The sequence below is a fragment of the Parasphingorhabdus sp. SCSIO 66989 genome, assembly GCF_032852305.1.
GTDB classification, from domain to species: Bacteria; Pseudomonadota; Alphaproteobacteria; order Sphingomonadales; family Sphingomonadaceae; genus Alterisphingorhabdus; species Alterisphingorhabdus coralli.
Genome location: NZ_CP136595.1, coordinates 1 through 25,753 on the forward strand (window position 1 = coordinate 1; position 25,753 = coordinate 25,753).

The 25,753-nt window shown below is 53.3% G+C and carries 35 protein-coding genes; 13 read left to right on the top strand and 22 right to left on the bottom strand.

Annotation, left to right across the window (positions count from 1 at the left end; genetic code table 11):
• The 11 genes from RB602_RS15115 to RB602_RS15165 form a co-directional block, all read right to left on the bottom strand.
• The coding region (locus RB602_RS15115; protein ID WP_317084642.1) for a hypothetical protein at positions 1-212 on the bottom strand (212 nt) is incomplete at its 3' end.
• Positions 213-225: 13 nt separating this feature from the next.
• Complete coding sequence (locus RB602_RS15120) at positions 226-423, bottom strand: hypothetical protein (RefSeq protein ID WP_317084643.1); 198 nt, start codon at positions 421-423, stop codon at positions 226-228.
• A gap of 724 nt (positions 424-1,147) precedes the next feature.
• Complete coding sequence (locus RB602_RS15125; RefSeq protein WP_317084644.1) at positions 1,148-1,342, bottom strand: hypothetical protein; 195 nt, start codon at positions 1,340-1,342, stop codon at positions 1,148-1,150.
• Positions 1,343-1,409: 67 nt separating this feature from the next.
• Positions 1,410-1,904: a single-stranded DNA-binding protein gene (locus RB602_RS15130; RefSeq protein WP_317084646.1), complete on the bottom strand. Its 495-nt coding sequence runs from the start codon at positions 1,902-1,904 to the stop codon at positions 1,410-1,412.
• A gap of 367 nt (positions 1,905-2,271) precedes the next feature.
• Entirely contained in the window at positions 2,272-2,871 is a 600-nt protein-coding gene (locus RB602_RS15135; RefSeq protein ID WP_317084648.1) for a recombinase family protein, read from the bottom strand.
• Positions 2,872-3,306: 435 nt separating this feature from the next.
• Positions 3,307-3,687: a hypothetical protein gene (locus RB602_RS15140; RefSeq protein WP_317084650.1), complete on the bottom strand. Its 381-nt coding sequence runs from the start codon at positions 3,685-3,687 to the stop codon at positions 3,307-3,309.
• Between the two features lie 183 nt (positions 3,688-3,870).
• Entirely contained in the window at positions 3,871-4,554 is a 684-nt protein-coding gene (locus tag RB602_RS15145; RefSeq protein WP_317084652.1) for a hypothetical protein, read from the bottom strand.
• Positions 4,551-4,763 (bottom strand): hypothetical protein, encoded by a 213-nt coding sequence (locus RB602_RS15150; protein WP_317084654.1) that lies wholly within the window; start codon positions 4,761-4,763, stop codon positions 4,551-4,553. The genes RB602_RS15145 and RB602_RS15150 overlap by 4 nt, the downstream gene beginning before the upstream one ends.
• On the bottom strand, positions 4,760-5,659 hold the full coding sequence (locus RB602_RS15155; protein WP_317084656.1) for an ArdC family protein: 900 nt from the start codon (positions 5,657-5,659) through the stop codon (positions 4,760-4,762). Before RB602_RS15155 ends, RB602_RS15150 begins: the two co-directional genes overlap by 4 nt.
• The gene (locus RB602_RS15160; RefSeq protein WP_317084658.1) at positions 5,656-5,919 is read right to left on the bottom strand and encodes a hypothetical protein; all 264 of its coding nucleotides are present in this window, start codon (positions 5,917-5,919) and stop codon (positions 5,656-5,658) included. The genes RB602_RS15155 and RB602_RS15160 overlap by 4 nt, the downstream gene beginning before the upstream one ends.
• A gap of 12 nt (positions 5,920-5,931) precedes the next feature.
• Positions 5,932-6,114, bottom strand: coding sequence for a hypothetical protein (locus tag RB602_RS15165; protein WP_317084660.1), 183 nt, complete (start codon positions 6,112-6,114; stop codon positions 5,932-5,934).
• Positions 6,115-6,278: 164 nt separating this feature from the next.
• Between RB602_RS15165 and RB602_RS15170 the strand changes: the two genes are divergently transcribed.
• Positions 6,279-6,557 carry a hypothetical protein gene (locus RB602_RS15170; RefSeq protein WP_317084661.1) on the top strand — a complete coding sequence of 93 codons (279 nt, stop codon included), beginning with the start codon at positions 6,279-6,281 and terminating at the stop codon, positions 6,555-6,557.
• Between the two features lie 25 nt (positions 6,558-6,582).
• Here the strand turns inward: RB602_RS15170 and RB602_RS15175 are convergent, their stop codons facing one another.
• The 6 genes from RB602_RS15175 to RB602_RS15200 form a co-directional block, all read right to left on the bottom strand.
• Positions 6,583-7,020 carry a hypothetical protein gene (locus RB602_RS15175; protein ID WP_317084663.1) on the bottom strand — a complete coding sequence of 146 codons (438 nt, stop codon included), beginning with the start codon at positions 7,018-7,020 and terminating at the stop codon, positions 6,583-6,585.
• A gap of 177 nt (positions 7,021-7,197) precedes the next feature.
• On the bottom strand, positions 7,198-7,479 hold the full coding sequence (locus RB602_RS15180) for a hypothetical protein (RefSeq protein WP_317084665.1): 282 nt from the start codon (positions 7,477-7,479) through the stop codon (positions 7,198-7,200).
• A 77-nt stretch (positions 7,480-7,556) separates the two neighbouring features.
• Entirely contained in the window at positions 7,557-7,844 is a 288-nt protein-coding gene (locus RB602_RS15185) for a hypothetical protein (RefSeq protein WP_317084666.1), read from the bottom strand.
• Positions 7,845-8,234 (bottom strand): hypothetical protein, encoded by a 390-nt coding sequence (locus RB602_RS15190; protein WP_317084668.1) that lies wholly within the window; start codon positions 8,232-8,234, stop codon positions 7,845-7,847. It lies immediately after the preceding gene.
• A 1-nt stretch (position 8,235) separates the two neighbouring features.
• A complete protein-coding gene (locus RB602_RS15195; protein ID WP_317084669.1) occupies positions 8,236-8,724 on the bottom strand; it encodes a thermonuclease family protein in 489 nt (162 codons plus the stop codon).
• The gene (locus RB602_RS15200) at positions 8,717-9,181 is read right to left on the bottom strand and encodes a hypothetical protein (protein ID WP_317084670.1); all 465 of its coding nucleotides are present in this window, start codon (positions 9,179-9,181) and stop codon (positions 8,717-8,719) included. Before RB602_RS15200 ends, RB602_RS15195 begins: the two co-directional genes overlap by 8 nt.
• Before the next feature lie 230 nt (positions 9,182-9,411).
• Here RB602_RS15200 and RB602_RS15205 point away from each other — a divergent pair, with 230 nt between their 5' ends.
• Entirely contained in the window at positions 9,412-12,795 is a 3,384-nt protein-coding gene (locus tag RB602_RS15205; protein WP_317084671.1) for a hypothetical protein, read from the top strand.
• A gap of 89 nt (positions 12,796-12,884) precedes the next feature.
• Here RB602_RS15205 and RB602_RS15210 read toward each other — a convergent pair whose 3' ends face one another.
• From RB602_RS15210 to RB602_RS15230, 5 genes are all read right to left on the bottom strand, one after another.
• Positions 12,885-13,403, bottom strand: a complete 519-nt coding sequence (locus tag RB602_RS15210) for a hypothetical protein (protein ID WP_317084673.1) — start codon at positions 13,401-13,403, stop codon at positions 12,885-12,887.
• 227 nt (positions 13,404-13,630) lie between these two features.
• Positions 13,631-14,521: a helix-turn-helix domain-containing protein gene (locus RB602_RS15215; protein ID WP_317084675.1), complete on the bottom strand. Its 891-nt coding sequence runs from the start codon at positions 14,519-14,521 to the stop codon at positions 13,631-13,633.
• Positions 14,522-14,783: 262 nt separating this feature from the next.
• The gene (locus tag RB602_RS15220; protein WP_317084677.1) at positions 14,784-15,680 is read right to left on the bottom strand and encodes a DUF7146 domain-containing protein; all 897 of its coding nucleotides are present in this window, start codon (positions 15,678-15,680) and stop codon (positions 14,784-14,786) included.
• Positions 15,681-15,781: 101 nt separating this feature from the next.
• Entirely contained in the window at positions 15,782-16,033 is a 252-nt protein-coding gene (locus tag RB602_RS15225; RefSeq protein ID WP_317084679.1) for a hypothetical protein, read from the bottom strand.
• 2 nt (positions 16,034-16,035) lie between these two features.
• On the bottom strand, positions 16,036-16,704 hold the full coding sequence (locus RB602_RS15230; protein ID WP_317084681.1) for a division plane positioning ATPase MipZ: 669 nt from the start codon (positions 16,702-16,704) through the stop codon (positions 16,036-16,038).
• A 262-nt stretch (positions 16,705-16,966) separates the two neighbouring features.
• Between RB602_RS15230 and RB602_RS15235 the strand changes: the two genes are divergently transcribed.
• The 11 genes from RB602_RS15235 to virB9 all read left to right on the top strand — a co-directional run bounded on the left by RB602_RS15235 (position 16,967) and on the right by virB9 (position 25,752).
• Positions 16,967-17,245 (top strand): hypothetical protein, encoded by a 279-nt coding sequence (locus RB602_RS15235; RefSeq protein WP_317084683.1) that lies wholly within the window; start codon positions 16,967-16,969, stop codon positions 17,243-17,245.
• Positions 17,246-17,383: 138 nt separating this feature from the next.
• On the top strand, positions 17,384-17,665 hold the full coding sequence (locus RB602_RS15240; protein ID WP_317084685.1) for a hypothetical protein: 282 nt from the start codon (positions 17,384-17,386) through the stop codon (positions 17,663-17,665).
• A 48-nt stretch (positions 17,666-17,713) separates the two neighbouring features.
• The gene (locus RB602_RS15245; RefSeq protein WP_317084687.1) at positions 17,714-18,415 is read left to right on the top strand and encodes a lytic transglycosylase domain-containing protein; all 702 of its coding nucleotides are present in this window, start codon (positions 17,714-17,716) and stop codon (positions 18,413-18,415) included.
• Positions 18,396-18,695: a TrbC/VirB2 family protein gene (locus RB602_RS15250; protein ID WP_317084689.1), complete on the top strand. Its 300-nt coding sequence runs from the start codon at positions 18,396-18,398 to the stop codon at positions 18,693-18,695. The genes RB602_RS15245 and RB602_RS15250 overlap by 20 nt, the downstream gene beginning before the upstream one ends.
• A complete protein-coding gene (locus RB602_RS15255) occupies positions 18,695-19,153 on the top strand; it encodes a TrbC/VirB2 family protein (protein ID WP_317084691.1) in 459 nt (152 codons plus the stop codon). The genes RB602_RS15250 and RB602_RS15255 overlap by 1 nt, the downstream gene beginning before the upstream one ends.
• Position 19,154: 1 nt before the next feature.
• On the top strand, positions 19,155-19,487 hold the full coding sequence (locus RB602_RS15260) for a VirB3 family type IV secretion system protein (protein ID WP_317084693.1): 333 nt from the start codon (positions 19,155-19,157) through the stop codon (positions 19,485-19,487).
• A complete protein-coding gene (locus RB602_RS15265; RefSeq protein ID WP_317084695.1) occupies positions 19,480-21,846 on the top strand; it encodes a VirB4 family type IV secretion/conjugal transfer ATPase in 2,367 nt (788 codons plus the stop codon). Before RB602_RS15260 ends, RB602_RS15265 begins: the two co-directional genes overlap by 8 nt.
• Before the next feature lie 13 nt (positions 21,847-21,859).
• Complete coding sequence (locus RB602_RS15270) at positions 21,860-22,579, top strand: type IV secretion system protein (protein ID WP_317084697.1); 720 nt, start codon at positions 21,860-21,862, stop codon at positions 22,577-22,579.
• A 260-nt stretch (positions 22,580-22,839) separates the two neighbouring features.
• Entirely contained in the window at positions 22,840-23,976 is a 1,137-nt protein-coding gene (locus tag RB602_RS15275; protein WP_317084699.1) for a type IV secretion system protein, read from the top strand.
• Positions 23,977-24,212: 236 nt separating this feature from the next.
• Positions 24,213-24,911 carry a VirB8 family type IV secretion system protein gene (locus RB602_RS15280; protein ID WP_317084701.1) on the top strand — a complete coding sequence of 233 codons (699 nt, stop codon included), beginning with the start codon at positions 24,213-24,215 and terminating at the stop codon, positions 24,909-24,911.
• Positions 24,904-25,752, top strand: coding sequence for a P-type conjugative transfer protein VirB9 (virB9, locus tag RB602_RS15285; RefSeq protein WP_317084703.1), 849 nt, complete (start codon positions 24,904-24,906; stop codon positions 25,750-25,752). The genes RB602_RS15280 and virB9 overlap by 8 nt, the downstream gene beginning before the upstream one ends.
• Position 25,753 lies beyond the last annotated feature (1 nt).

Genomic DNA, 25,753 nt, shown 5'->3' on the forward strand with positions numbered 1-25,753 from the left:
TCGATCCGATCTGATTGACGCTGGCGCGCCGGGATTGGCACTGGCGCTTGCTGTTGTTCGTTGCGGCGGCGCTGCTCTTTAGCCTGCAACATGGTGATACGGCCTGTGAGCATATCGTCATGCTGCTCTGGTGTCAGAATGTGGCACAATTCGGTATCATCCAGCGGTTTAGTGCCAACAATCATAGCGATAAGAAATGCACGAAAAGTCATGGCGGTCATCCTCTCAAAACATGCCAATGGGTTCGATTGATCCGACAATGCCGGTATCGGTGAAAAAGTCGGCGCAATCGGTAAAGTCGTCGTCTTGCTCAAAATGCAGGATGGTGAAGCGCTCATGCGCTAAGTCCTTCGCTGCTTCAAAGCTGTCAGCGGTATCCAGTGTGACCCGCTTGCTGCGTTCCAAGGTGGTAATCTTGAACATTGTCCTTTTCCTTCAAATAGGGGCTTCGCCCGGTTCCAAACATGGAACCGGCGAACGCCCTCCGGGCGACGGATGGGGGAGAATTTTGGAAAGGGGTCGGTTTTTGTGGGGGGCTTCCCGGCTGCAAGAGCCTATCGGAGCTGGTGGGGCATGATCCGCGCAGCGGATCCGGCACACCTAGCGCAGATTGGTGATGAAGCTGGGGGGAACCGCAAAAACCGCCAAGCGAGGGAGCGCAGCGAGCGAGACGGTCCAGCCCCTCTAAAATTCGGGGGCAAGGCCCCCGCGCCGATGCCGGTTTACCGGCGTCGGGAAACGAAAGACCAGGCGCAAGCGCATGGTCGATCATTACCAGTGCGGCCCTCGGCCGCGCTGTCCGTTTGAGCGGTGATGCCGGGGGCATCATCGCGCCCTGGCTGCGGCTGCGAGGGCATGGCCAGTGATAGAGGCAGCGCCGCTATCGCTGGTCTATGGTCGAGCGGTCGCTTCGCTGCCTAGCAGCATCGGCCCTGTTGCCGATGGCTGCGCGGCGGCGGCGGGTGAATTGCGAGGGAAGCGAGATTTGACCGGCTCGGCCCGGTCACAATCGAGCGCGCCAAGCAAGAGGGCTGCTTAAGCCCTGATGCGAGAAAAACCCGGCTCGCTCCGGGTGGTTTCGAGCATCGCCGCTACATACGAAAAGCCCGCCTTGCGCTGGGCAAAGCGGGCCTTCGGAGTAAACCGATTATTCCATGATGAATTGCAAGATCGCAATGGCAAGAGCGAGCAGGCCAGCGCCGGTTGCCATGCCGGTAAAGACTAGGCGATAAGGTTCATACCGCATTTGCTGGTTGCGTTGGTCAATCTCTGCAATATCCCGTTTGATAGACGTGACCTGTTCAGCAAGATCGAGGTCGAGATTTTCGAATTGTGAAGCCATGATGCTCTCTTTATAGGATTATGTGCCTTAATGAAAGGTGAGGCGGGCCATATGGCCCGCCGTCATCTCAGTCCTCCTCTTTCTTCTTCATCGGGGTCAGCACCGCTTGGCTGCGGATAACCAGGTCAGTGCTGTAAACCTTCTGGCCGTCCTTCTCATATTCGTTCGGCTCAATCGTGCCTTCGATCTGAACCAGGTCGCCGGGAGTGCGGTTAACCACCCAATCGGCTGATTTCTTGAAGGCGGTCATGTCGATGAATTTCTTGCTGGTTTCCCATTCGCCATCATCGTTCTTGCGATTGCTTTCGACAACGACTGTGATGTAAGCAACTCCGTTGCCAGCGTTTATTTTTACCACGTTGCCCCGAACTTCAAATTTAGCGATATTCTGCATTTTCTTACTCCTTAAATCATCGGGTTCATTCCCGATGCCGTTAGTTTCGGGCGTGGTGAGCGCACGCAACAGGAAAAACGGAAGGTTCGGCCCGTAGGGCTGAAAGCCGTAGGCGCTGCAAGCGCCGGTTTTCCTGTTGAAATGAGGCATAGCCGAATTGTCGTGCAATGCGAAGCCATGCCCTAAATAGGCATCGGGAGGGAATGAACAGCACCGATGATTGGAGATATGAGTAAGAAAATCAGCCAGTATCGCTTTGATAGTGTCGGGGTGTGGTAAAGCTGCTGGCTATGGTGTTCTATCACCTTCGTTAGACAATCGTTCGGTAGCGCGAATGGGAATTGAGAAAGGCATGACAGATCGCCGGGTAAGCAGCGTGTGGCAACCGCTAAGGCGGCAGTGAGATGGGGCTGACGCGGATGAATATGGGAAGGTGCTGCGCCGGTTCATCACATTGGCATGATTGCGCGGGCTTGCTGATCGCAGTGTATCGTAAAGAGGCTGTAAGAAGCGGCGCGGCAATTGGCCCGTCTGCTCATGTAGGTGAGGGTTTGCGCGTTTTGCCGTCCAGCTCGTTCAGCCGGTTATAGAGCGTCTGCTTTGAAACGTGCATCAGCTTTGCAACCTGTGCGACTTTGAGCGGCGGTATCTTCGGATCGCTGGGCCGGATAAGTGCCAGGGCTTCCCGCCATCTGTCATCATCGAGCTTGCGCGGTCGGCCTAGCTGGGTGTTCTTGGCTCTCGCTGCCTCAAGGCCCGCTTTGGTACGGTCAGATATAAGCTCGCGCTCAAATTGAGCGAGCGCGCCGATGATATGGAAATAGAGACGGCCCGGTGCGGTGGACGTGTCTATTTCCTCGCGCAATGAGGCGAAGCCGATATTGCGCTCTCCAAAATCGTCCAGCTCGTCAATGAGCTGTTTTAAGTTGCGGCAAAGCCTGTCGAGCCGCTGCACAACAATGATATCGCCTTCGCGGGCGAAGGCGACCGCTTCTTGCAAGGCTGGTCGATAGACCGCCTTGCCGGAAATGCCATGGTCAGTGAATATCTTTTCACAACCGGCGTTTTCCAGCTCTCGCACTTGCCCGTCTAGGTTCTGCTCGTCGGTCGAGACGCGGGCATATCCTATCTTCATCCCCTAGCCTTCGTTCACACAGGAACATTCAATAAAATTTTGCATAAGGGCGGTAATTCCTTTGCGTGTTGGCTTGACCTCCCACGGGTCGATCTCAGCGCTAAGCAATGTCTCAGCAATTTCGGGATCGTTCTTTAAGGCTCTGATATGTTCTTCTGCTTCTCGTTTTGTGGGAAAAAGTCCCAATTCGTCATGTGAGTTACAGTCACAACGCAATAGATTTTCACAACGGCCTCCCAATTCCATCACATTCTACTAAATCAAATGGCGGCTCGTAGTTGCCGCTAAGGCTCGCCCCGCATGACTCGCATGACTCGCAATGCATTGCATCGGTATCGGCGAGGGCGGGGCTATGGCGCTGCATAATCCATTCGCCATCATCCATGAAAGCATCGTCAACCTCGGCAACGCGCTTCATTCGTGCCAGCGCCGCGCTCATATCGCGTCTTTACCTACAAATTTTTCGAGGTCTGTAATTTTCCCATCTTCAAAGGCTGCAATTGCAGCTTTTGCCAGATCAAGACATTCGGCATATTTAAACAGCTCTTTGTTGAAAGGCTGCTCAATCCGCCAATAACCACCACTATCGCCAGAGGGTATATATACGCTTACTACAGGTTCGGTGGTTTCAGACATAGATACGACCACCATGCTTGATTTAACTATTGCTTCAACAGTATCTCGAAAAAGGCTTTCAATGCGCGATTTTTGAGATTGCCATTGCTCATAAGATAACTCTGCGGGGATGTTGATAAGAATATCCTTTGAAGCATCACCTACGTGATCTTCGAGGTGGTCAAAGTTGAAAAAATCCACAAGTTAGTCTCCTTCAATGCTGATAAGCATATATAGTTCAGCTAGGGAACAGAGTCCAATAAATAAAACATCTAGTTTGATTTATTGGACTGTTGGGAAAATGCGGTGATCTGGCAACGCATTTCTGCGGTCTAGCAGCTTGTGGTTGGACTGTCCAATAAACGACCGTTTATTGGACTCGATTTATAGCGTCTCGTGTTGCATAGGGCCGGTGTGGCGCAATCCGGGGCCGTGATAGAGATGCAGCGTATAGCCTGCCCGCCGAACCTTGTAGGAAAAGGCTGTGTCCTCACCAAGCTGGTTCTCGGTATCGAGGCCAAAGGGTGAGAAAAAATCATATTGGTGCTCTTGCTGGGAAAGCGTTTTCAGCAATCGCTGTTGTGCAATCCCCTTGTCTATCATGGCCTGAAAGACGGCGCGGTCACATTTGAGAAAGCCGGTGCCGATAGTTTCAACAATGTGGATTGCGTTGGATTCCATCACGCCGGAATTAACCAATGGCCGCGCTTCGTCAAGGCACCAGTTGAGCGGTAATCCTTCCCTTGCGCGCATATAGAAGCGCTTAATGTCCAGGTGACGGGATGGGAAGTTAGCGCCAACACAGTGATGATCGTTCTCTATAATGGCTTCCAGCGCATGGATGGTGAAACCAACATCATTGTCGATCATAAGGAGCTGGTCGCAATCTGATGCCAGAAACGATTGTGCCAGCGTGTTGCGGCTATAGACCAGCATGGCGGATGACGTGTGCTGCATCAGCCATTTGTGCTGTTTGACTGCTAGCCAGTTTGTCAGCGTGACAATAGACTGCATGGTGTCGAGTGTAACGCTTCCGGTAGCGCTGGGGATCGCGATAAAGAATTTCATTGATAGTCTGCCGTTTCGTTGAGCCATTCGACGGCTGCGTTTACCGTTTCCTCATATTCTTCAAAGCTGCCGATAAGGGCCTGTCCCTGACTGACTACGGTCTGGTCAACATCTTCAATTTCTTGCTGTAGTTTTTGCATCATGGGTTTCAGCTCGGTGTTGATCTGCTTTATGATCCGGTTGATTGCAGCTCTGCGGCGATTGTTCATGCTGCTTTCCTTTCTTCGCTCTGTAGACTGGTGAGATAGTCCACCGCCTCGCCTGCCAGCTTTGATGCGCGAAACAGGGCCTTCTTATCGTTTTTCAGAATCGCTATCCAGCTTTTGAGATATTCGGCATGGTCGCTGCGCGGGTGTTGGGTGATATTGAGCTGGGCGGACAAGAAAGCTGCGCCAAATTCGGCGACCAGCTCTTCACGGGCATAGTCCATTTTGTCCTTGCCAAACAGGCCGCGATTGCAGCGCGCTTTATGGCCGGTCCAGTGGGTCAGCTCGTGCAACAGGATGGCGTAATAGCCTTCTCTGGCCTGCTGCTGATCGCCATAGAACAGATGGCGGCACGGCATGTTAATATAGTCGTCTGCATAGTTATAGAAAGCTCGGTCCAGTCCGAAAGTGTCATTGTGCTGAATGGCTGCACCAGTGCGGGCAATAAATGCCTCGGCATGGTCCAATATGTCAGCCTGCCCTATGGTGTCGGGAAGTGGTGAAGCTGGGGCAATCCCCTCCCCTTCATAGCCTGTCACCTGATCGACATTAAATACCCATGATGCTTTGGCCATGGGATAGAATGATTCAGCACCATTAGGCTCTGTGCGTTTGACCTTCTTATAGAAGATGATCGGCACACCTTTAGCGCCTTTCTTTACCTGTGCGCCTTGGTTTGCCCATTGGCGATAGGTTCCCCAAAGCTGCTGGCTGCATTGCTGGCCGTAATACCAGAGCATCACAACATTGATCCCGTTATAGCGATTGGTGCTTTCGACATTGAGAGGCATGGTCAAGCCTTGGCGGTGCCAGGGTAGCGGGCAGTTGCCGGTGGCTTCCTCCATCATGGCTATGATGCTGTCGGTTATCGTCTGGTATATATCGAATTTGCCGCTCATGATGCGTTCCCCTTCCGGGCTGCGTCGAGGATGGCTGCAACGTCATCGTTAATCTTGATGCTGTTGCTTTCGATATAGAGCGAATAGCCCTTTCTGCGCCGGTCTATCACGACAATAGGGATAAGCCGCCCGTGATTGTCCTGCACCAGCCATTGTTCAATGAAATGGTCGGGTGCGAGTTCATGCTGTGACTGGCAAGCAAGAGTGCAACCGGCTTGCCGTAGTTGATCGCGTAAATTGTCAAAGGCTGTATTGGTCATGATTTCGGCTCCTTATATCGACGCTGCAATCATCACATATTTGGCGAGCTTGGCCGGTGCTGTGAGTTTGGTTATCCGCCTTACTTCATGGTAATATTGCTCTGTCATTTCTCTGGCTTCATTGGGGTTAGCTCCGCTTCGCACCAGTGAGCTAATCACCTTTTCCATACGTGCCTGTTCTGCCTGATCGGTCATTGTCATTTCCCTTGTCCTTCTTCCTTAAAAATAGGGGCTTCGCCCGGTTCCAAACATGGAACCGGCGAACGCCCACCGGGCGACGGGTGGGGGAGAATTTTGGAAAGGGGTCGGTTTTTGCGGGGGGCTTCCCGGCTGCAAGAGCCTATCGGAGCGGGTGGGGCATGATCCGCGTAGCGGATCCGGCACACCTAGCGCAGATTGGTGATGAAGCTGGGGGGAACCGCAAAAACCGCCAAGCGAGGGAGCGCAGCGAGCGAGACGGTCCAGCCCCTCTAAAATTCGGGGGCAAGGCCCCCGCGCCGATGCCGGTTTACCGGCGTCGGGAAACAAAAGACCAGGCGCAACGCGCATGGTCGATCATCACCAGTGCGGCCCTGGGCCGCGCTGTCCTGTTGAGCGGTGATGCCGGGGGCATCATCGCGCCCTGGCTGCGGCCGTGATGGGATAAGGCAGAGGCCATGCGATCTATGCGGCGTAAATGTCCTTGAACATTTTTACCGCTCTTTTGGAAGCTGCGGCTGCTTTCAGATAGTAAAACAGCGTTATCCCAAAGAAAGACGTATTCATAATTATCATAATCAATATGCTTATGCCTGAAAGCGGCGCAAAGTATCTGATAGCCAACATAGATATGATAAATGGCACGGAGGCTTTCACCATTAACGATAATATTGCTCTGTAGTTGGTTGCTGAATGTTTGACTTCAAGCCTTTTGGCCTCTTGGGTGATGTTGATAAACTGCCCGTGCTTTTCCATAACATCTGCGGTTAGCGAAGCTGCATGTTGGTATCTGTCGGGCAATTGTGCCTCTACGCCATCAAAATAATCAGGCCATGAATCGCCGAAAATATCCTTGGTGAGAGGGTCGTTTTCCACAATGGTCCAATAGTCGTCTTCTGTCATAATTACCTCCTTACCCATGCTTCCTTTTGTGGTGTTTTCGCATCAAGGATCGTCACCCGAATGGGCCGAAACCCGTAAGGGGTTCGGTGTAGCTTGTGCGAGCGATTATCTGCGTTCAGCAGATCCAGCGAGCCTAGCGCAATAGAGCCTGTCCCGGCTCTGGCCGGGGATGCCCGCTTAGACATTAAACCACAGGTGACAAAGCCACAGGGTGATAATTACACCATTTAGCCAAAGAAGAATCTGCACGAGACGCTGATAATGGTGAATGGCCTGGTTGGAATATTCGAGCAAATTATAGGCGTCTTCCAGCTTATCTGCGGCGTTGCTCAAGCTGGATAAAAATAGCCTTTGGGTCTGCTGCTGTTCGTAATGATGAAGCTCGGACCCTTGGGAATATACCGCTTTCTGCATCTCGCGAACGATACGGTCATAATGTTCTCGTTGGTGATCGTCCATCGCTAGAAAACCTTGCTGAAAAAGATGCTGAGTGAAGGGATAATATAAACCAAATTCACGAATCTGACCTGAATGGACTAGCCAGCGGCAATATCGTCAAAAAGACGGGTCACGCGGTTGGCATCGGATTTTTTGGAGATGGATTCCAAAATCGTCGGGCGCAAGCTGTCGAGCAAGCTGCTGTTGGCACGACAGGCAGCGATGACGGCATGGCCAATTATCGAGGCGACCAAGCCTTCTGCTTCGCGCTGTTTGTCCTCAATGCGCTTTAGCTCGTCCTTTCGGGACTGTTCCAGGGCTTCAAGCGCCAAGCGCGCTTTGGCAACTTTGTCGTCGAGCTGGGAAAGTTTGGCAGATGATGGCATTTATACGTCCTTTTCGTCATGGGATTGGGCAAGCTGGCGCGCTTCGCGCAAGATGAATTGCACAATGTCAGGCCAGAATTGGTCATTTTCGCGCATCGGCACGTCGCGAAAAATATGGCGGAAATGGTCATTGGCGCGTTTGCCGAGGATTTGCGCATCATCATAGGAAAGCGTCGGCACGTCGCCGGAAGTAAGGGCGGGCGCTGCGGAAATTCTTTCGGCTGCTATTTGGGAATAGCGCGCAAGCACTTGTGCCAGCGCTTTTTCAATGCGGTTATCATAGCCTGCAAGGGTATTGAGAAGCGCCGCCCTGCCCTGCTCTGCTTCGAAGAGCGCATCATGCGCTTTTTTAAGTTCAGGGTCATCGTGAAAATCAGGTAGGTCAGACATATCAGCCGGTTACTCCGCACTTGCGGCCGATGTAGCCGCGCTTATCCCATTTGGCGACATAGGATGCGCCTTGGCGGATCATATAGCATTGGGCGATACCGTCACGCTCGGATTCGACAATGGCAACATCGCGACCATAGCGGTCTTGTTCCAAGACGGTGATGGCGAGCGGGCCGGTGTTGGCATAGATGCGCAAAGCGTCTGCCTGGGCGTGGGGATCACCCGGCGCGCATTGGCGGTTGGGGTGACAATGGCCGGGAAGCTCTGCGGCGTCGATACCGAGTAAGCGGACGCGGCGGCTGTCGCAGCGCAATGTATCGCCGTCAATGGCGATGCAGGGCGCATAATAGACGTGCTGGGCTTCGGGAATTTCAGGGGTGAAGCTAAGCTGTTGCCATTTTTCTGTTAGTCCTGTGTCGATACCGCCGCTCATGTAAAGCCCAGCGCATATGACAATGCCAGCCATGGCCAATGTGGTGCGATCAATCATAGCGAGCATCCATAGGCGACAGGGACAGCGTGTGCTGGATTGTTTGGGAGAGGGTTGTCAGCTCGTTGGCGAGATGCAGCCAATCGCCACGGCCCAGGACAATGCCTTTTTCTTCAAGCACGGCGTTCCAATGGTCGCGCATTGCGCCTGCTATGGCTCCTGTTTCTGCAAGGCTGACATTATCGAGCTTTTTGATGTTGGTAAAAAACAGATGGCGGGCAAGAAAGTCAGCGAGCCATTGGCCAGAGGTCATGGTGAGCAATTCGCGCATGATACTGGTCGCTTCATCCTGCAAGCGCAGCGACAGGCGCAATTTGTCCTGAACCTCGTCGAGCTTTTCAACCTGGTGGGATTGGGCGTCATTGAACGCTTTTAGCAGGATGCGGCTGAAATGCTGCATGGCGGCGTCATGGTCTGCGCTGTGCGCAGGCTGGGGAAAATGCGTCGTGCTGTTCATTCTGTCCTTTTAGCATATAAGGCGTGAAATTAAAGCACTTTCGCGTCATTGTCATTGGGCAGTTTACCGCGCCAAAGAGCGATCACATAAAGCACATATCTGTAAAAACATGCAAATTCAGCCGCATTTGTGCGCTACAATCCAGTGCGGATCAATGAGTGGTTGGAATATGGGCGTCTTATTGATAGGCGTGATTTAGCCATAAATCACGGCTTAAAGGAGAATAGAGAATGAAGCGTTTAACGGTGAAAAAAGCGAATCTGCTACTGGCGGGTGTCGGACTGGCGTCCCTGGCGCTGGGTTCAGGTCCGACATTTGCACAATCGGTGATCTTAGAAGGCACAGACTGCGGCGGTGTCATTGCTGACGAAGCTGGAAATGATACCTGCACGGACCCGGATGCTGCGGATAACCGAGGTAGCATTATTGCTAATCAGACAGGAACAGGCGCAGATGGCGCACAAATCGTTGCGGATAACGTCAATTTCATAGATGGCGTGGTGCTGGGAACAAATGCCGGGTTTAACACAACGGCGGGTATCAGTGGTGAAGTGCAGAGCGCGGTTATTCTTGGACACGGGGCAGGGCGAGAGTCGTTCTTAAACCATAGCGGTGTAATTATCGGTGATGACGCAGGGTCTTTTTCGGACATTAGAGCTACTGGCACGGTGGTCATTGGTGAATTGGCTGGTAACAATGCTACCATAAATAGAGGGACGTTCGTGGGCCGCGAAGCTGGCCGTTTCGGAAATATGACTTCGGTGACGGCGATAGGGAGTGCGGCGGGTCGTGGTGTCCAGGCCGGAAATACTGTGATTATCGGGAGCGGCGCGGCCGATCATGTAAATCCTGCGACCCAGCCTATTATCAGTGGTTCGGTCGTTATCGGAGACAACGCCAACAGGACTAATCTGACTGGCGGTGTTGGCTATAATAATGTTGTCGCGGTTGGTTTTCAGGCCGTTTCTGTCGGAAATTCGTCCGTCGCTGTTGGTGCGTTCAGCAATGATGCAGGGGAGGCAAATGTGTTCGCTATAGGTGCTGGTGCGGGTGCTGCGCTCGGTCCTGAAACACGCCGTATAACCAACCAATCACGCGGTATTGCGGATACCGATGGAGTCAATGTTTCGCAGCTTGAAGATTTGGCGGGCGCGCTTGGCGGCGGTGCCGAATTTTCGGATACGGACGGCAGCTTTGTAGGCCCGGTCTATAACATTGACGGCACGGATTATAGCGATGTTGGTAGCGCGCTCGATGCGCTGGAAGGTCTTTCCGGTGGTGGCGGCGGCGGCACCGGCGTTCAATATGTTGACCAGGCCGGTGCGCCAGCTCCAACCAATGCGGCTGACTTGACCGTTGGTGCAAATACGGGCGGCACTGTCGCCAATTTCGCCAATGCAGGCGGGGTTGATCGGACGCTATCGGGCGTTGCGGTTGGTGCTGTGTCGGCAACCTCTAATGAGGCGGTGAATGGATCGCAGCTCTTTGCGACTGACCAGAATGTCGCGACCAATGCGGCTGATATTACCAACCTCGACAACCGAGTGACGGTCAATGAGGGCAATATCACGACCAATACGACAGACATTGCCAACCTTGATAATCGTGTGACAGTCAATGAAGGCAATATCACCACGAATACTACGGATATTGCGAACCTCGACAACCGAGTGACGGTCAATGAGGGCAATATCACCACGAATACTACGGATATTGCGAACCTCGACAACCGGGTGACGGTTAATGAAGGTGACATTACCACGATTGATGACCGGGTGACGGTGCTTGAAGGTGCGCCAACATTTATCGAGCAACCGGGCGGTGCTGCTGGTGATTTGCTGCTGGGCGGCAATACGGGTGGCACGGTTCTCAATATCACCAATAATGCTGGCAACAATCGTGTGATTACCGGCGTTGCTGGTGGCAATGTTGCTGCGGGTTCAACCGAGGCTATCAATGGCGACCAGCTCTTTACCACTAACCAGAATGTTACCAATCTCGACAATCGGGTGACGGTGCTGGAAAATGCTGCCGGTATTGCACCGCTGGTTGAGCAACCGGGCGGTGCTGATGCTGACATTCTCGTTGGGGCTACCACTGGCGGGACGGCAGTGGACTTTGGCAATGATGCAGGTGACTCTCGGACATTGACCAATGTTGCTGCCGGTAATGTAGCAGCCGGTTCAACCGAGGCAGTCAATGGCGAACAGCTCTTTGCCACTAACCAGAATGTCGCGGACAATGCCCAGGGCATTGCTGACAACAGCTCCGCGATTACCAATCTCGACAATCGGGTGACGGTCAATGAAGGCGATATTGCCACTATTGATGACCGGGTGACGGTGCTGGAAGGCGCACCTAGTTTTGTCGATCAAGCCGGTGGTCCTGATGGTGAAATTACCATTGGAGCCGATACAGGCGGCACAGTCGTCAATATCGCGAATGACGCTGGTGAAAACCGCGTGATTACCGGCGTTGAAGCCGGGGAGCTTGCCGCTGGCTCAACTGACGCTGTGAATGGCGACCAATTGTTCGCTACTAACCAAAATGTTGCCGACAATGCCCAGGGTATTGCCGACAACAGCACCGCGATTACCAATCTCGACAATCGGGTGACGGTCAATGAAGGCGCGATTGCTGACAATAGCACTGCTATCACCAATATTGATGATCGGGTGACGGCGCTAGAAGGTGCGCCGGTCCTCATTGCGCAGCCGAATAGCCCGGACGGCGCGATACAGATTGGTGCGGAAACCGGCGGAACCGAGATTGATCTTGCCAATAATGCCGGTGAGGCGCGGACGGTATCAGGTGTCGCGGACGGCGCGATTGCGGCTGATTCCACCGATGCTATCAACGGAGCGCAGCTTTTCGCCACCAATGAGGCGGTTGCTGACAATGCCAGCGCCATTGATGGCGTTGCTGATGGCGTTGCGGCAAATGAGGCAGCAATTGCCGACAATGCCGGAGCGATAGCGGAAGTGAGTGCCAAAGCATCGCAGAACATGATGGACATTGCAGCCAATGCCCAGGGCATTGCTGATAATGCCGATGCGATAACCGCCAATCACGCCAAGATTGCGGACAATGCGGGCGCGATTGACAATTTGGACCGGGTGACGGTGCAATATGATACCGACATGAACGGCAATCCGGTCAATTCGATCACGCTGGGCGCAAGCAATGGTCTGGCCGGTCCTGTAACGATCGGCAATGTTGCTGCCGGTGTTGCCGACAATGATGCAGTCAATGTGCGCCAGCTTCGCGATGCTGTTGGTGAGGCGAACGCCTATACCGATCAGCAAATTGCGCAGTTGCAGACTGGTGTAAACCAGCGCTTTGATGCGCTGGAATTTGATCTGCGGGAAGTCGAAAGCCAAGCGCAGGCCGGTATTGCGTCTGTCAGTGCGCTTACCCAGCTTCGCTATCATGATGAACCAGGCGCGCTGTCCATCGGCGCGGCCATTGGTGGCTTTATGGGCGAAATGTCGATTGCCTCCGGCATTGGTTACACATCTGAAAATCAGCGTGTGAACATCAATGCAGGCTTTGGCTATAACCCTGCGCGCAATGAGGCGACTTGGGGCGCTGGGGCAACCTTCCGTATCGACTGACGCGGATGATGAAGGGATTGCAGGCTTAACCCGCAAAACTTAGCCTGTAATGACAAGGGACCGGGGAGCTGCAAGGCTCTCCGGTTTTCTTATGTGAAGAGCGCTTCTATCGCGCTCGGATTAGCCGAGGCTTGCGCGTTTTGGGCGGCTGTCGCCAAGGCGCGCTTGTCGATCATGGGCGCATCAGCGACCAGGTGCATATAGGCACATGCGGTAAATTCAGTGGTATAGTAAAAGGGCTGGGTCAGGCATATCTCATAAGCCCATGTGGCGAGCTCGCGCTTCGTCGAGCTGGGCGAGATGGCATAGTCGCGGAATATGACGAATAAGTCCTCGTCGATCAGATAGGTTTGGCTATGCTGGGGTGTTGGCTGGGGATGCAGATGGTTGCGGTATTTTCCGGCGTGGCGGAAAAAGTCGCCATAGAGAAATTTATGCAGTGCGATGAATCCGGCTTGTCCAGCAAAATCCTGATCCGCGCTTTTTGCCGCTTCAAGCTGCTCGGTTTCAATTTCGGACAATGCTGCATCAATCTCGTCTGCGCTGCGCAGATTGCGCGAATTAACGGGTAATCGGCTATCCTTATAGACATAGAAGGCAATCGACATTTGGTTTCTTTCTTTGTGTGTCGCGACCGTCTGTTGTCATTGAATAAAGTTGCTCTTTTTTCAACTGCATGGGCGTAACATAATGTTCTCTGGCACAGACTATCTTTATTTTACACCGCTACGGCAAGGCGCAAAATCTCCGCTTGGCTTCCTGAAAGCCAAATGCGGCCGTAGGCCGCTCCCGTTGGTGTCAACAGGTGCCAGACGGTTGTTATTGTCCTCAATCTTTATTCTCGTGGCCGCTGTGGCACGTTTAGCACGTCATGGTTTACGGGCAGTTTATCATCGCCTGCCAGATCATTATAAATATCTTTTAAGGGCGGTTGCGTATGATTATCATACTCGCGGCTATTTGGTGAAGTGGCTGGGTCAGCGGGCAAGGCTCCGATCTTTGCGGCGAATGCGAGCAATTCAGGCGAGACATAGCCCGATGGCTGGCTAGTCGGGCTATCCTTGCGTGGTTTCGGCTCTGACCAGGCCCATAGGCTCTGCTCGGCTTCCTCGGCTTTCAAGCGTTCTACATAGTCAACTGGCGTTGGTGGTTTGGCTTTCTTGGCGGGTTTAAAGGCTTCAAGCCATTTGGGCAGGGAAAGACGATAGACATTGCTGGTTTGGACAAAGCGCGGCCCCTCGCCTTTCTTGGCGTTGCGCTTGCATCGGCGCTGGCGCTGCAAGATGCCAATGCTCTCAAGCTGGGTTAATGCCCTGGCTATGGTCTGCCGACAGCGCCCGGTGGCCTCTATGATCGCGTCATAGGATGGGAACAGCCTGCCATTGCAAAGGCGGGCCATCATGCAGAGCCATTCCAATATATCGAGCGCTCCGGCCGTCAATGGCCGTGCTGGTGCTTCGCCTGATTCCGGGTCATAGGCGCGCCGCTGGTTGCGGCCGTTTATGGTGTAGCGCTTTGCACTTTTGAAAATGGTGTCCGGGTCATGGTCTTTGGGCCGATGCCACCAGCCATTTTCAAACGTCCCCTGTTCTATCGAGTTGCGCAGCACGGGTGCGCGAATGTCTCCGCTGGCAACGCCATTGCGCAAAGGCTTGATGCCTAAGTCAAGCAACTGGTTTTCAACCACCTGATTGATGCGAACTAAGCTATTGTTTCTGTGCGTCATTTCTCATTCCCTTCTTACAGGGCGAGAGGGCGCAAAAAATCCTGCACAAAAGCGCATAATTTGCTTGCAAATCTGCTGGGAATGCGTAATCTCTAAAGCCGACCAAGACTTAGTTAGAGATTAAGCAAAGCCCCGCCTCTGTGCGGGGTTTTTTGTTATCCGCTCACGCCACTTCTCCTCTTTGATAAATCATGATGGCCGCAACGGAGTCGCTGCGGATCGGCGAAGCCTATGCGATATTGCAGTTTGGTTAAAGCGCGCATCATGCCGCGCCTGTGGATGAAGCGAGTGACTGCTGATCGCGTTTGCAAAGCATGTCGTTCCAGTCACCACCCTTATCGGGAAACTCGACGGTGACGCGCCTGCCATTGCCGGTGAGGTTATCCCATCCGCGTTTGATCGCATTGGCCGCGGGTTTGCCGTGCTGGGTGAATATCACCAGATGTTCAACGCAATCGGGTATCTGTATCGAGGCATAGTTTTCAATGCCGCCTATGGACCAGGATGGTATGTCAGTGAGGATGGTGGTGCTATAGGCTTCCTCAACGCCCTCCCCCAGTCCCAATGTCTTTGCTGGCGGGAACAGACGGCAAAGGCCACCATAGCGCGAACCGATAAAGCGCTTGGATGATATGCGGCCATGTGAGTCTTTGCATTTGAGCTTGTTGCCCGATGGATCAAGAAAGGTGCGCTGTATCGCCACTAGTCCGGCTTCGCTGCGATAGGGGGCGACAAGCGCCGGGGCGCGTTGCATCTGGTTGTTTTCGTCGCGATAGCGGGCCGCTGGGTCAAAGCGGACCTGGTTGGAATGGATGGTAATGCAGCGCGAGCGCAAATAGGTGTCTGCCAAAGTGCCACGGATATTGGCTTGCGCATTGCGATAGAGCTGTGCGGCAAAGTCATTGATTGATCCTGTGGCGCTGTCTTTGACGCTATAGGAGGGTGCTTTGCTGATTTGGATGCGTTTAAGGGCTTCAACAACTTCGGTTGACGTGCATCCCGTGTAACAGTTGAATATCACGGCTCTGTCGCCGGGGCGTATCGAGAGGCTTGCATGGGTGTCGTCATGCGCCGGACAACAGGCAATCCCATAGCGACCATTCCATTTACCGCCAAGGGTGTGGGTTATGTCTTGTGCCTGCTTGTAAAGATCGGGCATGAAAAGGTTAAGCCTGTGAAGTTGCGTAACTTTTTCATGCCCATAAGGGATATTTGTGGATATTGTCAAATTATGGCGTGAAATATAGGTGATTTTACGCCTTATTTACTTCTGATCCCGGCCTTCTGCATCAGAATATCAAGATACTCCCAATAGGAATAGCGCTCTGCTTTTGCCGCTTTAATGAAGTCGTCAATGACCTCTTGCGGCCCTGCGATATGCAGCTTGGAGTATTCCTTGCTGGGAGTGGACGCAGATGGAAGTGGAACGGCGTCCTTACTGCCCTCAATGGCGCTGATATTCCGCTTGGCTTCCTCAGCGGTGATTGGCGGCGCGAATTTATTATCGCCCATCGTTAAAGCTCCTTTATCAGTTTTGCGATTTCGGTTGAGACAGCGCGGGCATTGGCCAGTGCATTGTGATGCGAGCGCTTGCCATCCTCGGCCAGCTCGGCCAGCGTTTTGCCGGTGGCGAAAATTTCTGCATAGCTTTCGCGGGCTAACAGGCCGTTTTCCAGGACCGGGATGGAATCGGCGCGAAGTTCCGCCCGTAGGGCTTTTTCAGCCTTGGTCACAATAGCACCGCTAAGCCTGTTTAACAGAACGCGATACGGTATGCTGCGGCGCGCTGCTTGAGAGCATTTGTGAATGATTTGGGTGGTGTCGGCGGTCATGGCGATTTCCATAGCGCTGGGCCGCAATGGAATAATGGCCAGATGGGCTAATTGAAGCATAAGATAGATGATCTGGCTCTTGATGCCCTCCATATCGACGATAACCACGTCATACGCCTTCTCAAGCTCTGTAAGCTGATTAAAGGCTTCATCCTCATTCTGATTGTCGGCCTCGACTATCATAAAAGGCCCCTCCCCTCCCCTGCGCTCCTGCCATTTGCTCAAATGGCGGTTGCGGTCGCAATCGAGAAAGGCGACGCTGTTGTTTTCAACAAGACCTTCGGCAACGAGGAAGGCGCTGGTTGTTTTGCCGGTTCCTCCCTTGGTGTTTGTAAACATGATGATGGACAATGAAATTCTCCTGCGGTGTGTGCCACAACACGCCACGCTATAGCGCAGCGCGGCGGTATATGCAATAGCGGCGCGGTATATACCGTAATACAGCACGACAGTATATACCATAACACAGTGGAATATGATGCAACGCCGCGGTGCGGTATAGTATATACCAGTGCGGGATAGTATATGACACAATATGGTTTAATATATTAACACATTTGCCATAAAGTTGCATATCTGCTGGCGGTGAGTCATGAGGGCAGTGGGAGATATTATGAGAGAACATCAAGCGCCTGGTATGCTGTGCGAACACGTTTTTAAGGCGCTGGCAGAGGGCAAAAAGATCACAGGGATACAGGTTATCCAACACGCATCGGGCCGCTGGTTTATCCGTATTTCAGGCGATTGGCTGGGCGGTCATGAATATGTGCTGGGATTTTACGACCGGGCAACGGCAAAGCTGTATAAGAATTATATGTTGGGTATTGAGTTTGCGCAAAAGCGGCTCAATTATGCTGGCCCGATCCGCATTATCCCATATGCGGGCAAATAGCTCCATTCTCGACTAAGTTTGCATGTAAAAACACGCAAAAGATAAGGCGTGATATTGTAACTAATTCGCGCCTCCCGCATTACTATCAAAAGTCGGCTCTTCAACGGGGGAGGGCCGCTTTTGACAGGGGCAGCTATTGTGAACGCAAGCAAATCAACGCCATGTATCACGGAAACTGAATTTTCTGAGACATATCAGAATACCAAACAAATTCAAAAGGTTGAAGTGATAGAAAACGCTGCGGGGCAGTGGCATATTTTTGTGTGGGTGGGAAAGCAGAAATATATTCTCTGCGCGGCTAAGCCTCAAAAAACCAAAGATTTTCGCAGTGTTTATGGTGCTGCAAACAGACTCTTAGTGCATTTGCGCTTCAAAGAGCCGTTCATGCTGCGCCCGCATAACAGGTTGCCTTCTCCATAGCTCCAAAGTATGACGTGAATATATTAGTTTTCACGCCATGAGGCAGTTATGATTTTGAGCAAGGCAGTCGTGCTGGGGTTAGTGGCGCAATGTGCGCCGCATGTCGCGCCCGATACAATGATGGCGATAGTCCAGACCGAAAGTGCGCGTAAGCCATGGGCGATAGGTGTTAATCGGTCTGCGGGGATCAAGCCCCCACGCTCGCGTGATGAAGCCGAACGCCAAGCGCGGCGGCTGATTAAAGCGGGCAAGAATATTGATATGGGCCTTGCGCAGATCAACAGCGCCAATCTGCCAAAGCTCGGCCTGTCCGTAAGCGAAGTGTTTGATCCGTGCACTAATCTGGCTGCGGGTGCGAAAATCCTGACCGACAATTACAGGCGGGCGAGGGCGCAAGGTCATCGCACACCGCTGCAAGCGGCACTGTCAGCCTATAATACTGGCTCGTTCAGTCGGGGGTTCCGCAATGGTTATGTCCGAAAGGTCATGGCCAATGCCGGGGTGGCAAGAGGCGTGATGCCTGAACCCATGCAGCCAGCTATCACAGCGGGCGCAGCCGCAAGGCCAGCGCCGGTTATGGTGCAAGCGATTTCTACAGATTTAGGTGAGGGGCAAACGCCTGTGCCTATCGAGCAATCTACACCGCCGCCAGCATGGGACGTTTTTGCCCGCGCAAGCTGGGCAAAACGGAGTGTGGGTAACGCGAATGATGTAAACGGAGGAACAATTTATGAAGTATCATTTGAGTAAATCGGCGCGTCGTCTAGCGCTCCTGGCCATGCTGATGTTTGGCATGACAAGCCCTGCATTTGCTGCCGGTGGTCTGGCGAATGTCGAGAATTTCATTCAGCAGATTATCAACTTTCTGACCGGGCCGTTCGGGATCGGCATTGCGACCTTGGCCGTGATTTTCGCAGGGCTGGGCGTGATGTTCAACCGGCTTGATATTGCGATGTTCATGCGGATTATCGCAGGCATTGCGCTGGTGTTCGGTTCAGCGTGGATGGTTAATCTGTTGGTTGGCGGCTAATGATGCTGCGGCATAAAATCGGCATATGGGGGTCGGTGGCATTGCTGCTGGCTCCCGTTGCTGCTGTGGCTAATCCGCCCGAAGCGGTGGCCAGAGCTATATCAGACTATTTGGTGGCGGGGACAGCGATTTTTGTCACGCTGGCGATAGTCTATCTCGGCTATATGTTCATGCTGAACAGGCAGGCCGGTCAAATTGCCGTGAGTGTCGGAATCGGCGTTGTTGCAATTGCCTTGTCGGCTGCAATTGTTGCGGCGGCTGCTCAACCTTCGGCCACCAGCGTTGCGACAGTAATTCTTGGTGAATTGCGGAACATAGCGCGCTTCGTGCTGGTCTTGATGCTGATAATTTCTGGCATTCGCTACTGGTTTGACGGCTCAAGCGCCAGCCTGCTTGTGCCGATTATCTTTGGGTGGGTGATTATCGAAACCGCCGCATATTTTGCAGGGCAGATATAATATGGATGACGAATTAAGTGCTGATACGCTGTATCTGGCTTTGACGCGACCAGCGCTTTTTCTGGGTGTGCCGCTTGATGCGGCTATGTTCATTTTTCCGGTGGCGGTGCTATGTCTGATATGGACCGGCAACCCGCTTATTGCGCTGGCCATTGGTGGTGCTCTCTATTTCACCGCTAGGTTGATTACGCGCCGGGACTATAATCAGTTCCGGGTGCTTTCGCTCTATCTGCAAACAGCCGTTGGCAATGCCAATAAAGGCTATTGGAAAGGCTCAAGCTATGGGCCGCTCGCTTCTCCGATGATGAAGCGGAAGGGGTTTCTCAATGTTTGATAAAAAGCGCACCGCACAGACCGATGGTAATGCGCGCAAATATTTGCCGTATAAGGGTCATATCAATGAGCATATGATCCTTTGCGATAATGGCGAAATATTTGCCGTTCTGCGGCTCAATGGTCGGTCATTCGAGACTATGGATTTGTGGGAAGTCAATGACTGGCACAATCGCATAAACATTGCTTTGCAGTCTGTCGGTAATGAGCGGCTTGCGGTGCATAGCTATCTGTTGCGTTCGCTGCGCAATGAATATCCCGATGGCGAATTTGAAAGTGATTTTTCTGCGCAGCTTGACGGCAATTACAGGCAGTCAATTTCTGCCAAGCGTCTCTATGCCAATGAGCTGTATATGGCCGTTGTCGAGCGCAAGGCGGTCGCCAAGGTTGATAAGCTGGGCGATAAGGTCAAGTCGTTCTTTGTTGATGATAGCGGCGGCGAAGAACTGACAGATAGAGTGGATGATCTCTATGCGACCATCCGCGACCTAACCAAATTGCTCGGTGCTGCTGATCCTGAATTGCTCTCAACCTATGAGCATAATGGATTGCACTATTCTGAAACGCTCGAATTTATGAATCGCGTTATGGGCGGCAGGAACAGAAAGGTTCCGCTGGTCAACGCGCATTTGAGCGGCGCACTCGCTACTGATCGTCTGATATTCGGCAATGAACTTATCGAGGTAAGGGAGCCTTCCGGGTCGCGCTGGGGCGGAATATTGGGCGTTAAGGAACATGCTGCCGAGACATTCCCCGGCATGTTAAACGGCATTTTGAAAGCAGATTTTGAGTGCGTGATTGCGCACTCATTTGGCTTCCGTGCCAAGGCCGATGCGCAAGGGGAAATGAAGCGAAAGCTGGGTCAGCTATCAGCGACAGATGACGTTGCTATCAGCCAGACCGAGGGGCTGATAGCGGCAATGGATGAAGTCCAATCCAACCGTTATGTGCTGGGTGAATATTCTCTCTGCGTCATGCTGTTGGGCGAGGATATAGCGACGCTCAATGAAAGCATGTCTCTCGCTCGTGCCATCATCAGTGAGGGTGGTATTGTCGCTGCGCGGGAAGATTTGGCGCTGGAAGCGGCGTTCTGGTCGATGCTCCCGGTCAACTATACTTGGCGTCCACGGCCTGCGGTGATGAACTCTCGCAACTTGGCCGGGTTAAGCCCGTTCCATACGTATCCGATGGGACAGAAAGACGGCAATCATTGGGGGCCGGCTGTGTGCCTGCTGAAAACAGTGTCACGCTCGCCCTATTATTTTAATTTCCACGTCAATGATATTGGGCATACGCTGATCATCGGCCCGACTGGTGCCGGTAAGACGGTGCTGCAAAATTTCCTGCTGTCTCAAGCGAGCAAGCTCGGAACGCGGCAATTTTTCATTGATAAGGATCGTGGCGCGGAAATTTATGTCCGCGCTGTAGGCGGCACATATCTTGCACTGCAAAACGGCAAGGCGACGGGCTTTGCACCTTTGAAAGCGTTGGAGCTGACGCCGGGAAACAAGGCGTTTCTCGGTGAGTGGCTGCGGATGCTGGTTGATAAGCCAGGGGAGCGGTTGAGCGCCAGCGATGAAAAGGATTTGGACAACGCGCTTGATGCCATGGAAGCGCTGCCGCGAAGCGAGCGCACCTTGTCTGCCCTGCAAAGCTATTTGGGAACAAATGATCTTGAAGGCATTGGAGCGCGATTAGAGCGCTGGACGCAGGGGGATGAATTAGGCTGGGTGTTCGACAATGAGGATGACGAATTGTCCCTGGATGCGCAGCTTGCCGGGTTCGATATGACGGACTTTCTCGACAATGATATGATCCGTCCGCCGCTTATGGCTTACCTGTTCCACCGCATTGATATGGTCATAGACGGCAATCCTGCGATTGTGGACATTGACGAATTTTGGCGGGCTCTTGGCGATGCGTCCTTTAGGAGCTTCGCCAAGGATGGTCTTAAGACCTATCGTAAGCGCAATGCGATGATGCTCTTTGGGACGCAAAGCCCTGTCGATGCGCTTAGCAGCGACATTTCTAGCACAATCATCGAACAATGTGCGACCAAGATTTTGCTGCCCAATCCGACAGCAAAAGAAGAGCATTATGTCGATGGTTTGGGACTGACCAAAACCGAATATCACATAATCCGCAATGAGCTGACGCCGGAAAGCCGGTGCTTCCTCATTAAGCAGGGTCACAATTCGGTTGTGGCTGAACTGGATTTAGGCGGCATGGATGATGAACTTGCCGTTCTATCTGGTCGGGCATCGACTCTCGACCTCGTAACCAAGTTACGGGCGGAAGTGGGCGATGATCCGGCAAATTGGCTCCCGCGCTTTCATGCTGAACGTGCGGAACTACGGTAAAGGAGTAAGGCATATGCTAAAGAAATTGACGGTTGCAGCGGCACTGGTCGCTATGGCGGTTCCAAGTGCTGCACAAGCGCAGTGGAAGGTGTTTGACAGCGCCAATTACGCGCAAGCGATTGAACAAGTGCGGCAGGCGCAACAGCAAATAGAGGAAGCGCGTCGTCGTTTGCAGGAAATGCAGCGGCTCTATGACAGTGTGAATGGCATTACCGATATTCAGGACGTTGCCAGCATCATGAACAATCCGCAGCTTCGCGGCGCTCTGCCCGAAGGTGTGACCGATGTTGGCGACCTGGTTCGTCAAAATCGGGATTTGGGGGGAGCGCTCGGCGCTCGTGCTGATGCGATCTTGCGCGAAACTGATTACCAGCTCGGTAGTGAGGCAAGCGATGCCCAGCGCGAAGCCTTTGAAACCGCTGCGCGTGATGCCAGCAAGGCCCGTGCGCTGGCTGACCAGGCATTGATTAATGCTGATGACCGCGCACAGGGCGTTGGCCAGCTTAATGACCGCCTGAATGTCGCGGAGACGCAAAAAGAAGTCATGGCAGTTCAGACCAGAGCTGCGATTGAAGGCGTTGCAGCCAGCAATGAAACTAATCGACTGATCGCTCTCGAAGCCGCGCAGCGCGCAGAGGGTGAGCGTCGTTCGATTGAGCGCACCGCGCTTGTCAATCGCCAGCGCAAAGCGGCTTCGGATTATCGCGCATCGCGTAGCTGGGGGGCGAAATAATGCGCGCTCTTTGCCTTGCTGTTCTGCCTCTCGCTCTTGCCGCTTGCGGGGAGAGCGAGAGGGTGGAGGATGTGTCCGCGCCAGAGCCAGCGATAAGTGACCTCTCTGACACTGAACGAACCAATCTTGTGCGAAAATGTGCGGGCGTAATTCGGCGCGCTCGCGGTTTCGGCGATACCAGCAATCCGGGCCAAAAAGCGCATGAAAGCCATCCTGAATGGAAAGAATTGGGCTGCGATAAGCTCTAAACGGAGATTGATATGTTCCAACAGATATACACCAGCATTGACGCGCAGATAGCCACCGTCATAGGCGGCTATGGCGCGGTCGTTGGGTTTGCGGGTGCTGCGGTAGCTGCTGGCATTGGCGTATATATGATTCTCGCCTGCTATGCCGTGTTGCGCGGTATAGCTGGCGAGGGGTTTGGACATATCATCTCGCAGGGCGTGAAGGCGGGCCTGGTTCTTGCTGCTGTGCAGAGCGGGATCGGCGGGGTCGCTGCCAGTTCGGTGCAAACATGGCCTGATATACTGGTAGGCATGGCCTCGGCTCCGGGTGTCGATAATGCCGGTCAGCTCGCGCAAACCTTGTTTGACAGCGTGGAAGCGGAAGTTAATCGGGTCATTGACAATATCCAGCTCGCGCCTTGGGATACTTGGGAACCAGGCCCGTTTTTTGAGACGCGGATAGCGGTTCTGATTGCTTACCTTCTTGCTATTTTCCCTATCGCTGCTGCCGGTCTGTTGGCGGCTGTGGTGGTAGCGATGGTGCTTTTTCTGAAATTTGCCATTACAGCAACGGCGCTATTCGGTCCTATTTTTGTTGGATGTCTGTTGTTTGACAGCACAAGAAGCATGTTCTTCACATGGCTTCAAACGGCTTTGGGCTACGCGATAGCGACAGCGGTTTTGGCGCTGGCAGTAGGCTTCATTGGCACTTTGACGGCGAATTTTATTAATGATGTTTTCGCGCAATTCGGGATTGATGCGACCGCGCCAATTGGCACGGATCAGGTTAGCGACAGCCCCTTTGGTCTTTTGGGTTCAGTCATTGCGGCCTTTATCGGGTTGCTCGGTGTTCTGTTTGTTTCGGGCTATCTGATCCTGCAAGCACAGTCGATTGGGCAGGGCATGTCTGGCGGCGGCGGCGGTTCATCGGCGGCGGTTGCTGGCGCGCTTATCCCGTCATCCTACACAACTCGCAATTTGTTGAGCGGCGCTGGACGCGGCGGCAGTCGTGCATGGTCTGGTCGTGACGGCAAAGGCGGTATCAAAGGTGCTGGCGGTCGTGCGTCTGAAAGGGCGTCTGCGGCCGCAACTTCTGCAAGTCAATATGTAGGCGCTCGCATGGCAACAAGTCGTGTGGCGATAATGAGGGGCCTTGTGGGCGCTAGATAAGGAACGGAACGAATGAGATTACCAAAACTGAATATCATGCTCCTATCGGCGCTTCTCGTGCCTGTAGCTGCATGTTCATCGCAAGGCGGAAAGCCGGAAGTGGAAAGCTGTAAGTTTTCCAATGCTCGGCCCGCCAATCCTAACGGCTCGGTGCTGCAAGCGCCGGTTGTGGTTGATCCGAATGTATTTGCGCCGGAACCCGCGCAAAATGACTCTGTAAATGGGGGAAATGAGTAATGGCCAAGGGCATTACAGGTGAGCTGAAAGAGCATTTTGACAATGTTCAGAGCTGGGATCGAGTGGACGCTATCAGAGCGCGTAAAGAGCGGCGCAATGCCTATATGGTCGCTGCGGGTGCCGGGGCTGTAGCGCTGGGCGCTATTGCGCTGTATTTGCTTTCTCCGCTCAAGATCGCAGAGCCATATGTCATCCGTGTGGATGAAAGGGCAGGGGCGGTTGATGTGGTTTCGGTGGCGAAGAATACGAAACAGATAACCGGCGATGAAGCGGTGCGTAAATTCTTCCTGGCTGATTATGTTCGCTCACGCGAAGCATGGATCGCAGCGGCAAGCGAAGAACTTTACCGCAAGACCATTGCGCTCTCGTCAATACCGGAAGGGCAGAAATATCGCGCCTCTCGCGACGTTTCCAATCCAAACTCACCATTGAATGTCTATCGCCAAGGCGAGACAGCGAATGTGACGGTGCGCTCTATCAGTTTCTTGTCAGAAACGGTCGGACAGGTGCGGTTCTCGCGAATTGTTACCTCTGCCGGTAGCGTGGAAAAGCGCACCGATTGGGTGGCGACAGTCGAATTTGAGTTTGCGCAAAAGCCGACTAGCGACTTGACCCGCTTCTATAATCCGCTCGGCTTCGTCGTCACCAGTTACCGGATTGACAGTGAGGTTGTGGGTCGGGAGACAGGCAATGAATAGATATTTATTGCCGGTCGTCCTTGCCAGTGTGTGCGCAACGCCAGCCTTCGCAGAGGATATACCACAAGCCGGTGCGCTGGATAAGCGTGTCAGAACAGCGGTCTATAATCCTGACCAGGTGTTCGCTGTGACAGCCGGGTTCCGCTCGGCTGTCGAGATTGTTTTGGAGCGTGGGGAAACGATAACCAATATCGCCGTGGGTGACAGCGTGAGCTGGGAAGTCGCACCATCGGGTAATATTATTTTCCTAAAGCCTCGTGAACATGCTGGCCCAACCAACATGATCGTAACGTCACAGATGGGGCGTGAAACGCGGATGTATCATTTTGCGCTCAAGGCGCAACGCGGTGCAAAGACGCAGCGCTCAAATGTGATGTTCGGCCTTCGGTTTCGCTATCCGCAAGCAGATGCAGCCAGGGCCGCTGTGGTGGAACAGCAGAGGTTGCAGGCGGCGGCTTATCAGCTTGAAGCCAATGCCATAGCGATAGCGCTTGATGCGGCGGTTACGACAGGGCCGCGCAATCTCAATTACATGATCGCTGGCGCACCGGAACTGGCTCCAACCGAGATTACCGATAACGGGGTTTCAACGGTGCTGCGGTTTCCGCGCAATCAGCCTGTCCCTGCAATCTTCAAAGTGTTGCCTGACGGTTCGGAAAGCGTCGTGAACTACACCGTCAAAGGTGAGTTTGTCGTCATCAACGAGCTGGTGAGCCAGCTTCGTTTGCGGATGGGCGATTCACTAAGCTGCATATGGAACATGGCATTTGACCCATATGGCAAAGACGTATCGAGCGGGACGGTTTCGCCTGACGTTCAGCGTTCAGTGGAAGGGAATTAAC